The 9,531-nt window shown below is 64.9% G+C and carries 10 protein-coding genes and 1 pseudogene; all 11 read left to right on the plus strand.

Annotated features, from left to right (window positions below; translation table 11 throughout):
* The first annotated feature begins 3 nt into the window (after positions 1-3).
* The 11 genes and pseudogenes from DVH23_RS06800 (at position 4) to DVH23_RS06850 (ending at position 9,449) form a co-directional block, all read left to right on the plus strand.
* The gene (locus tag DVH23_RS06800; protein ID WP_232833710.1) at positions 4-594 is read left to right on the plus strand and encodes a halocyanin domain-containing protein; all 591 of its coding nucleotides are present in this window, start codon (positions 4-6) and stop codon (positions 592-594) included.
* Between the two features lie 97 nt (positions 595-691).
* Positions 692-2,524, plus strand: a complete 1,833-nt coding sequence (locus DVH23_RS06805) for a multicopper oxidase family protein (RefSeq protein WP_114576677.1) — start codon at positions 692-694, stop codon at positions 2,522-2,524.
* Between the two features lie 255 nt (positions 2,525-2,779).
* Positions 2,780-4,153, plus strand: coding sequence for a sulfatase (locus tag DVH23_RS06810; protein WP_157972346.1), 1,374 nt, complete (start codon positions 2,780-2,782; stop codon positions 4,151-4,153).
* A gap of 102 nt (positions 4,154-4,255) precedes the next feature.
* Positions 4,256-4,645 carry an ABC transporter permease subunit gene (locus DVH23_RS06815; RefSeq protein ID WP_157972347.1) on the plus strand — a complete coding sequence of 130 codons (390 nt, stop codon included), beginning with the start codon at positions 4,256-4,258 and terminating at the stop codon, positions 4,643-4,645.
* Positions 4,646-5,169: 524 nt separating this feature from the next.
* The gene (locus DVH23_RS06820; RefSeq protein ID WP_114576680.1) at positions 5,170-5,409 is read left to right on the plus strand and encodes a hypothetical protein; all 240 of its coding nucleotides are present in this window, start codon (positions 5,170-5,172) and stop codon (positions 5,407-5,409) included.
* A gap of 331 nt (positions 5,410-5,740) precedes the next feature.
* A complete protein-coding gene (locus tag DVH23_RS06825) occupies positions 5,741-6,373 on the plus strand; it encodes a 50S ribosomal protein L1 (RefSeq protein ID WP_114576681.1) in 633 nt (210 codons plus the stop codon).
* Between the two features lies 1 nt (position 6,374).
* Positions 6,375-7,421 (plus strand): 50S ribosomal protein L10, encoded by a 1,047-nt coding sequence (locus DVH23_RS06830; protein WP_114576682.1) that lies wholly within the window; start codon positions 6,375-6,377, stop codon positions 7,419-7,421.
* A 14-nt stretch (positions 7,422-7,435) separates the two neighbouring features.
* Complete coding sequence (gene rpl12p / locus DVH23_RS06835) at positions 7,436-7,780, plus strand: 50S ribosomal protein P1 (RefSeq protein WP_114576683.1); 345 nt, start codon at positions 7,436-7,438, stop codon at positions 7,778-7,780.
* 129 nt (positions 7,781-7,909) lie between these two features.
* Positions 7,910-8,560, plus strand: a pseudogene (locus DVH23_RS06840) (tripartite tricarboxylate transporter permease); the annotation flags it as partial.
* Positions 8,561-8,671: 111 nt separating this feature from the next.
* Entirely contained in the window at positions 8,672-8,962 is a 291-nt protein-coding gene (locus tag DVH23_RS06845; RefSeq protein ID WP_114576685.1) for a hypothetical protein, read from the plus strand.
* Positions 8,955-9,449, plus strand: a complete 495-nt coding sequence (locus tag DVH23_RS06850) for a hypothetical protein (RefSeq protein WP_114576686.1) — start codon at positions 8,955-8,957, stop codon at positions 9,447-9,449. Before DVH23_RS06845 ends, DVH23_RS06850 begins: the two co-directional genes overlap by 8 nt.
* Positions 9,450-9,531 lie beyond the last annotated feature (82 nt).

Raw genomic sequence — 9,531 nt, forward strand, 5'->3', positions numbered from 1 at the left:
TCGATGGGCCGACGAACGTTCCTCGGCGTCGCTGGGAGTGCAGCCTTCGTACCGACTGTGACTGTCCCTGTCGGCGCCGTCGACGACGAAATCGACAACTGGCTCTCTGACGCACCCAACTACGACGGATCGGTGGCCGACATGACCGGATCCGAGGACGTGACGATCACGGTTGGAGCCGGCGACGGCTTCAGCTACGATCCACCCGCAGTGCGGGTGTCGCCGGGGACGACGGTCGTCTGGGAGTGGTCGGGCAACGGCGGCTCACACGACGTCTCGAGCGAGGACGGTGCGTTCGGGAGCGAGCGCCAGGACGCCGAGGGGGCGACGTTCGAGCACCGGTTCGAGGAGAGCGGGTTCGTCCCGTACAAGTGTACGCCACACGTCTCGATGGGGATGAAGGGGGCGGTGATCGTCGCCGGAGAGGGGGCCACGGCCGAGGAGTCCTCCGGCGACGCGGCGAGCGCCGACTCGAGCGCCTCGACTACCGGCGTCGCCGGGATGGTCATGATGGGGCTGTTGGTCCTGCTGTCGCCGTTCGGCTTCTGGCTCAGGCAGTCCCTCGACGACGAGCAGTCCGAAGACGGTCGGTGAACCACCGGATCCCGCCTAATACCGGGCCAGAAACCCGATTCCTACGGCGTGGGAATCGGCTCGATCCGTTATGTACGGACGGTTCGTATCACTATCCATGAGAGATCGCACTCGAACGCGGCGAACGGAGCTCTCGCGGCGCGGATACCTCCTCGCGGCCGGAGCCGTGGGCGCCTCGGCGCTCGCGGGCTGTACGGCCCCGATCGCGAACACGGCGGCGACGGCGGCCGACCACTCCTCGCCCGACCTGGAGAAGTGGGTCGACGAGGTGGCCCGACCGGGCGTCGCCGAGCTGACCGGGACGAAGGAGGGCCAGCCCCACTACGAGGTGGAACTAAGCGAGGTCGAACAGCAGCTTCACTCCGACCTCCCGCCGACGACCGTCTGGGGGTACGGCGGCCAGTATCCCGGTCCGACGATCGAGGCCGAACAGGGTGAACCGATCTACGTCAGGTGGACGAACCAACTGCCCGACGACCACCTCCTGCCCGAGGACGTGACGATCCACCCCGAGATGATTCCCTACGACATGCCGGGATCGCGGGTCGTGACCCACCTCCACGGGGGGAACGTCGAGGCCGAGAGCGACGGGAACCCGCTGGCGTGGTCCACCCGGGAGTTCGAGGAGACGGGCCCCGAGTTCGAGAAGCGTGACTACTACTACGAGAACGACCAGCCCCCGGCGACGCTGTGGTACCACGACCACTCACTGGGCATTACGCGGCTGAACGTCTACGCCGGCCTCGCGGGCTTCTACATCCTCCGGAACGACCACGAACGGGATCTCGGCCTGCCAAGCGGCGAGTACGAGGTCCCGCTGGTCTTCCAGGACCGGCGCTTCGAGGCGGACGGCTCGCTGTTCTACCCGACGGCCGCCCCGGACCAGGACGACGCCGCCCCCGACCCCAGCATCGTCCCGCAGTTCTACGGCGACACGTCGGTCGTCAACGGGAAGGTCTGGCCCCGCCTGTCCGTCGAACCCCGAAAGTACCGCTTTCGACTCCTCAACGGCGCCAACAGCCGCTTCTATAATCTCCGGCTCCTCGAGTACAACGAGAGTTCGGGGGAAACGGGCGAGGCGGGCCCCTCGTTCGTCCAGATCGGCAACGACGGCGGCCTGTTCGCCGAGCCGGTCGGGATCGACGGCCGCCTCGAGATGGGGCCGGGCCAGCGCGCCGACGTCGTCGTCGACTTCGCGGAGTACGCGGGCGAGACGCTGTTGATCCACAACGACGCGCCGGCGATGTTTACCGGAGAGGCCGGCGGAAACGAAGGCGCCAACGCGCTCCCCGAGGTCATGCTCGTGGAGGTCGGCGAGTCGGAAGTCGAGGACGACAGCCGGGTTCCGGAGACGCTGACCGAGGTCCCCGATATCGGCCTCGACGGCGTCGACGAGCAGCGATACCTCCCGCTCACACAGGACGTCGACGACTACGGGCGGGAGCTCTTCTTGCTCGGGACCGAGGACGAGCAGTCCGGCCTCGGGATGGACGATCCCGTGACCGAGGAGCCCACGCTCGGCGACACCGAGATCTGGAGCTTCGCCAACCTCACCGGGATGTCCCATCCGATGCACCTCCATCTCGTCCACTTCCAGGTGCTCGGACGACAGCCGGTCGACGACTACGATCCCGCCGAGGACGGGGTCGACCCCGAGGCTCTCGGGGGCCCCGAACCCTACGAGCGAGGGTGGAACGACGTGGTCTCGGTCCACCCGAGGGAGGTGGTCCACGTCGCCGTCCACTTCGGGGCACACGATGGGCTGTTCACCGATCAGACGGGCGAGTACATGTGGCACTGTCACATGATCGAACACGAGGATCACGACATGATGCGCCCGTTCAGAGTGCTCCCCAAGTCCGAGAGCGGTCAGGACGAAGATGAGGACGACTCCGGGAGGGGAAACGAGAGTACCGCCTCGGGATCGTAACGGCTACGTGATACTTGCAAGCACCGTCCTGTAGATCTCCGAGGACACTCGCAACGGGAACACCGTTCTTGGTGTTCACGCGGTAGGAGTGGTCGGCGACATCGTAGCCGTAGCTGCCGTTCGTCGTGTTACGACTGGAGCCTGTCATACCCGTGTATCCCCATCAGACGAGGGTAGCGGCGTTATATGGTATGTGGAGGTGTTTGACAGCGCTAAGACGAGTTATTTAAAATTGACACTGCTGATACACACACCGTGACTACGATCCACATAGACATCGATTCGCTCCGACCGGACCACGTCGGGGCCTACGGGTACGAGGCCGAGACGACCCCCAACATCGACCGACTCGCATCCGATGGGGTCGTGTTCGAGCGTGCGTACTGTGCGAACTCTCCCTGTCTCCCCTCTCGAGCCGGAACCATCACGGGACGTTACGGGATCGAAACCGGGATCGAAACCCACGGGCCAGCATCCCAGCGAATCGCCCACCCGGCGACGACGGTGGACTGGGCGGGTGGTCCGGGCGAAGTGGCCGACCTCGAAGACTGGTACACGCTCCCGGAACTGTTCTACGAGAGCGATCAAACGGCTGTAGGCGTCGGGTCGTTCCCCCAACATCCGGCACCGTGGTTCTACCACGTCTGGAACGAGTATCATCAGCCAAGATCGCCGAACACGGACAATTTCCAGGCCATCGAGGGCGAGTACGTCATCGAACGTGCGCTCGACGCCCTCGAGCGGAACGCCGGTGATGACCTGTTCCTCTACGTGCAGATGTGGGACCCGCATGCACCGTACAACCGTACCGACGAGGAGATCGAACGGTTCCGATCCGTCGACCTCCCCCCCTATCCGACGGAGAACGACCTCGACGACCACCAGGAGTGGGACGCCTGGCGATCGGCGGGACAGATGGATATCGAGGGACGGGACGACCTCAACGAGATGCTCTCCCATTACGACGCGGAGATCCGATACGCGGACGACCAGATCGGGAGACTGCTCGCCCGACTCGAATCCCGTGGACTGTACGACGACGCGACGATCGTACTCACGGGCGATCACGGGGAGGAGTTCGGTGAACACGGCGTCTATCGAGAGCACTGGAGCACCCACGACGGCACCCAGCACGTGCCGTTGGTCGTGAAGCCGCCCTCGGACGAGCCAGTGGACCGGTCGTCTCGTGCCGAGCTCGTGACCAACGTCGACATCGCACCGACGATCGCCGATTACGAGGGGCTCGACAGGCCCGCTCGGTGGCAGGGCCGGTCTCTTCGGGGACTCGTGAGCGACACCACGAACGAATGGCGCGACCACATCGTGGTCGATCACGGGCTCTACACTGCACAGCGCGCCGTCAGAGCCGACCGGTGGAAGTACATCAGGACCTACCACCCGGGCATGTGGGACGGCGTCGTACCGGCGGAACAACTGTTTGACATGGAGAACGATCCGTGGGAGCAGGAGAACGTTCTCGACGACTACAGCGGAATCGCGGGTGAGCTACGCGACACGATGAACGACTGGGTCGAAACCCACAGAAGCGATCCCGACCCGCTTCGGACGGTCGCCGGCGAAGGACCAGCCGGATACAACGCATTCAAAGACGACTGGGACGGCGTGTGAGAATCTCGTCTCGATTGGAGGGTAGAACCCATCTCCCCCGAGTCGCTCCCCCTCCTGTCGGCCTGCGAGAGTCCGAAGTCGCGGACGTGCTCCCACAATATCGTGGCCGTGTTCGTCGTGCTCGCCGTCACTATTTCCGCGATCACCGAGACGTCGACCCGGGCGACGGTGGCGGTGTTCGGGACGTACGTCGTGTTCACGTTCCGGATCTGGGAGCAGCTGCCGTTGGTCGTCGCCTACATCAGCCGGGGGTTCACGTGGCCGGAGTCGACCCCTACTGGGGCTGCTCTGTTTACCGCGTTGAACCCGATACGGGCGTTCAGCAACGTCCTCGGTGGCCTTCCTGTGGGGGCGAACGGGGGGATGATCTCCGCGCCGCCGTCGGAGCCCGCCTTCTACGAGCGACCGGCGTTCGCCGTCGTGGTCCTTCTCGGGTGGATCGCGGCCACGACTGCGGGCGGAGTCTACTCCTTTCGTGCCTCGGACCTCTGAAGAGGATTATCTCGAGTGGGGTCCGAGCATCGAGGACGGCTCTGCCGGTAGTCCTTCTCGTCGTTGACCGCCTACTGGGTAATAGCAGTACATCCGGCCACGATGTTACGTACAGGAAACTGACCCATGATTTGTTGATAGAGTGGTTAGAAGACGTGAGCAAGGGCGACGAATCCACCAAGAGTGATGGTTGCGACGGTGAGCGTTCCCAGGAATAGCATCACGTCATCCCGACCAGTTGCGTTCTGTCCTCCGCGAGTTCGGAGAAATCGTCCTGATGGGTGTCGTGTGTGACATCGGGCGGGCTGTGAAGCAGTGAATTCCACCGCCCGATGGCGATTCAACAGGGCCGAAGGAAGTCATCGGACCGTCGATCGTGGCCCGCCGGTACGATCGATCGGGACATCGTTTCCTCCGACCCTATCGAGAGGTGGAAACTGAAGATCGGCGTCATGTGGTGGGGACTATGTATAGCAGGTGCATGCAGCACGTTCTGGTGTGGGCCGTTCGTAGGTGAAAACTGCATGGCACCCATCGATGAAAGCGCTGAGGGCAAAACGGTCATCGCTGCTGATGGATCCAAAGTAGGGACCGTCGTCGACGCCGATAACGCGACCGCCTACGTCGAACCGGACCCGGATCTAACCGACGAGATCGCCGCGGAACTCGGCTGGGGTGATGCCGACGAAGAAACCTACGAGCTGGACAACGACACAGTCGAGTCTGTCACCGACGACGAGATCAGACTCGAAGAGCCCAACTGAGCTCACCGCACAGAGTCACAGAAGACACCCATCCCGACTCGAAATCGGTATTTCCTGCTGAACGGTAGAAACGAAGGAGAGTCGGTCGTGTTGGTATAGGAATTGGGCGAGAAACTCACGACTTCAGTCGTGGGAACACATCACGTTAACACATGTTCTATTGAGAATGAGTGTTTAATTCGCACTCGACACTGCCGTATTGCCGGAGTCGATCCCGTGGGATCTCCGCTTCGACGGGTTTAAGTCCGTCATGGCGTTCCTCTCAGAGGAGACAGGCGGATGCCTGTTTCACTGACCCGTAGGAGCACGACGCGTACTACGGAGGTGAACGATGGCAGATTCGGAAATAGAAACAGCAGTAACCCGCGCACTCGAGGACGCGCCCGATCGGAACTTCACCGAGACGGTCGACCTCGCGATCAACCTGCGCGACTTAGACCTGAACGAACCGTCGAACCGTGTCGACGAGTCCGTCGTCCTGCCGTCCGGAACCGGCCAGGAGACGCGGATCATCGTCATCGCCGAAGGGGAAACCGGAGTCCGCGCCGAGGAGGCGGCGGACCGGGTTCTCTCGGGCGACGACGTGGCCGATCTGGACGACGACGAGGCCAAAGACCTCGCGGACGAAACGGACTTCTTCATCGCCGAGGAGGCGATGATGCAGGACGTCGCACGACACCTGGGGACCGTCCTCGGCCCGCGAGGGAAGATGCCGGACCCGCTGGGTGTCGACGACGACGTTGTCGAGACGGTCAACCGCATGAAAAACACCGTCCAGGTCCGCTCGCGCGACCGGCGAACGTTCCACACGCTCGTCGGCGCCGAGGACATGGGTGCCGAGGAGATCGCCGACAACATCGACGTGATCCTCCGGCGTCTCCACGCCGACCTGGAGAAGGGTCCCCTCAACATCGATTCGGTGTACGTAAAGACCACGATGGGCCCGGCCGTGGAGGTGGCCTGAAATGAGTGCCACCTCCGAACGCAAGACCGAGAACCTCCCCGAGTGGAAACGCGAGGAGGTCGCCGATCTCGCCGATCTGATCGCCGACTACGACAGCGTCGGGATCGTCGGCATCACCGGAATCCCGAGCCGACAGCTCCAGGCGATGCGCCGGGAGCTCTACGGGACGGCCGTGCTCCGGGTCAGCCGGAACACGCTCCAGAGCCGTGCGATCGAGGAGGCCGACGCCGACCTGGACGACCTGCTCGCCCACATCGAGGGCCAGGTCGGGGTCATCGCGACCGACGAGAACCCGTTCGCGCTCTACAAGGAGTTAGAGGCCTCGAAGACGCCCGCGCCGATCAGCGCGGGCGAGGTCGCGCCCAACGACATCGTCATCCCCGAGGGTGACACCGGGGTCGACCCCGGCCCGTTCGTCGGCGACCTCCAGGGCATCGGCGCCAACGCCCGGATCGAGGACGGCTCGATCCAGGTAATGGAGGACTCCCAGGTCCTCGAAGCCGGCGAGGAGGTCTCGCCGGAGTTAGAGAACGTCCTCAACGAACTGGGCATCGAGCCCAAGGAGGTCGGTCTCGACCTCCGGGCGGTGTACGCCGACGGCGTGCTCTTCGACCCCGAGGACCTCGACATCGACGTCGAGGCCTACGAGGCAGACGTCACGACCGCCGCCGCCCGCGCACGGAACCTCGCGGTCAACGCGAGCTATCCGACGGCGGCGACCGTGCCGACGCTGATCGCGAAGGCGACGGGCGAGGCCAAGAGCCTCGGCCTGCAGGCGGCCATCGAGTCGCCGGAACTCGCCGACGACCTCGTGGCCAAAGCCGACGCCCAGCTCCGGGCGCTTGCCGCGGCGATCGACGACGAGGAGGCCCTCCCCGAGGAGCTCCGGGGCGTCGAGGCGCCCGCTCCCGAGGAGAGCGAGGACACCACTGACGAATCAGACGACGACCAAGCGGAGACCGAGGACGCCGCCGACGACGAGGACGAGGGCGACGATGACGACGACGAGGACGCCGGCGGCGCCGGCCTCGGCGAGATGTTCGGATAACGGAGACAACACCAATGGAATACGTTTACGCAGCACTCATCCTGAACGAAACGGGCGAAGAGATCAACGAGGAGAACGTCACCGCAGTGCTCGAGGGCGCCGGTGCCGACGTCGACGAGTCCCGCGTGAAGGCGCTCGTCGCCGCCCTGGAGGACGTCGACATCGAGGACGCGGTCGAGCAGGCCGCGGCGGCCCCCGCAGCGGCGGGCGCTGCCGGCGGCGCGGCTGCCGGCGGGGCCGACGAGTCCGAGGCCGACGAGGCCGAGCAAGCAGACGAGGAGGAGGCAGCCGAGGAAGAGGAAGACGACGACGAGGACGACGACGCGGGCGGCGAGGGTCTCGGCGAACTCTTCGGCTGAGTTCCCCTCGGTTCACGAACGCGACGCCATTTTTCGGAGTCACCGGTCGACAGCGGTCGCTCTCGCAACTGTCGGCCGGTCCGCCCGCGAGCGGGGGTTCTTAACGGATGACGGTACCAGGGCAGGGGGATGGATGCGGGAGCCGAGGTCGCCGTCGAACTCGCGCTGGCGGGCGAGGTGGTCGCGTGGGCGCTCGCCGGCGCGGCGCTGGGAACGATAAGCGGGCTCGTCCCGGGATTGCACGCGAACAACTTCGCGCTCCTGCTCGCCGGGGTCCCTCCGTCGGTGCCGGTGACGATGGCGGTCACCGCCGTCTACCCAACCGTCCGGGAGAACCTCACACTGGTGCTGGGCGTGATCGCGATCTGTCTCGTCGTGAGCGAGTACGGCTGGCGGGCCCGGATCGGTGCGATCCTCTCCTTTAGCCTCGCTGCCGGCCTCGGGATGGCGACGCTCGACCTCGAGCCGGCGGCGCCCCTCGACGGCGGCGGGATGCTCGCGCCCCTCTTCGCCGGGTTGTTCGGCGCGCCGGTGCTGATCGACGCGATCCGTGGCGGGGGCGTTCCGCCCCAGGACGACCGGACGGTCACCATGGGCCGGCCGCTGCTCGGGGTCACGGCGCTAGCCGGCGCGCTCGCGGGCGCGATCGTCGGCTACATCCCCGGGATCTCGGCGGCGATCGCCGCGGTCGCCGTCCTGCTCGTGATCCCAAGTGGGACCGACGACCGCAGCTACATCGTCGCGACCAGCGGCGTCGACACCGCCAACACCATCTTCGCCTCATCTGCAAAACGGCGAAAACAATGGCGTTGAGGCGCCTATCCCGAGAAAAAGCTCCGACCGTGTGGAAGTTACAGGGTATACCGCTATAGGTTCTACGAGGTGTCGGGCATGACCACCGGCCCGTTCTGTGGGTCGATGGGCTGCCGGACCGAGGCCGAGGCCATCATCGACCACCCTGACCACGGCGAGCGCGTTGTCTGCGCCGGCTGCGCTGACGGTCACGAGGTTGTCGCCATCCTCGATGACGGCGAACGGACCGTGCTCGACCGGGCGAAGGTCATGTCTCAGCAGGCGCTCGCACGGGCCGACAGCGCCGAGCGCGAACTTGAGGAGATCGCGCAGGTGAACGAGAACCTACAGCAGAGCGTCCAGGAACTGGAGGCTGGTCTCGATGAGTGACGGGCTCACCGTTCGGGACGTCCTCCAGGTCGCCCAGCGTGCCCTCACAAAAGGGACCGAGAACCAGGAGCAGATCGACGACCTCCGCGAGAAACAGGAAGAGCTCGTCGAGGACGTCACGGCGATCAAGCTCCGCCAGTCCGAGATGGACGACGAGCGCCCCTACCAGGCTCTCTCGACCGACGAGAAGGTCGGGATGGTCCGGGAGCACGCCTTCCAGCGAGCAGTGAGCGGCCACGGGAAGGCGACGCTCGACTACAACGACGTCATGTGGAGCGTGTTCGACGGGAAGCCCGGCTCGAAGCACTGCTACAAGCTCATGCGGCTCGCTGCCGGTGTCGATGCCGACGGCAACAACACCGAGGACGTCCCCGGGTTCACGATCATCGACGACCGGCCGATGAAACTCGCCGTCGATGCCGAGGAGGCAAAACGAGGCTGGGCGTTTTTTCCCGAGAACAAAGCGGCCTCGGGGGAGGTGCGCTGAAGATGGCTTTCTTTCAACGAGGTCTGCCACCTCCGTTTAATCCAGTGAAAGCGTAGGTGCAGTGTTGTGTGTAAATAAAGCG

This window comes from Saliphagus sp. LR7 (assembly GCF_003344565.1).
Classification (GTDB): Archaea; Halobacteriota; Halobacteria; order Halobacteriales; family Natrialbaceae; genus Saliphagus; species Saliphagus infecundisoli.

What these genes read in the sequence shown, in the direction of transcription:
- rpl12p (WP_114576683.1), top strand. Translation starts at nt 7,436, where the DNA reads ATGGAATACGTTTACGCAGCACTCATCCTGAACGAAACGGGCGAAGAG.
- DVH23_RS06825 (WP_114576681.1), top strand. Translation starts at nt 5,741, where the DNA reads ATGGCAGATTCGGAAATAGAAACAGCAGTAACCCGCGCACTCGAGGAC.
- DVH23_RS06820 (WP_114576680.1), top strand. Translation starts at nt 5,170, where the DNA reads ATGGCACCCATCGATGAAAGCGCTGAGGGCAAAACGGTCATCGCTGCT.
- DVH23_RS06845 (WP_114576685.1), top strand. Translation starts at nt 8,672, where the DNA reads ATGACCACCGGCCCGTTCTGTGGGTCGATGGGCTGCCGGACCGAGGCC.
- DVH23_RS06830 (WP_114576682.1), top strand. Translation starts at nt 6,375, where the DNA reads ATGAGTGCCACCTCCGAACGCAAGACCGAGAACCTCCCCGAGTGGAAA.
- DVH23_RS06800 (WP_232833710.1), top strand. Translation starts at nt 4, where the DNA reads ATGGGCCGACGAACGTTCCTCGGCGTCGCTGGGAGTGCAGCCTTCGTA.
- DVH23_RS06850 (WP_114576686.1), top strand. Translation starts at nt 8,955, where the DNA reads ATGAGTGACGGGCTCACCGTTCGGGACGTCCTCCAGGTCGCCCAGCGT.
- DVH23_RS06805 (WP_114576677.1), top strand. Translation starts at nt 692, where the DNA reads ATGAGAGATCGCACTCGAACGCGGCGAACGGAGCTCTCGCGGCGCGGA.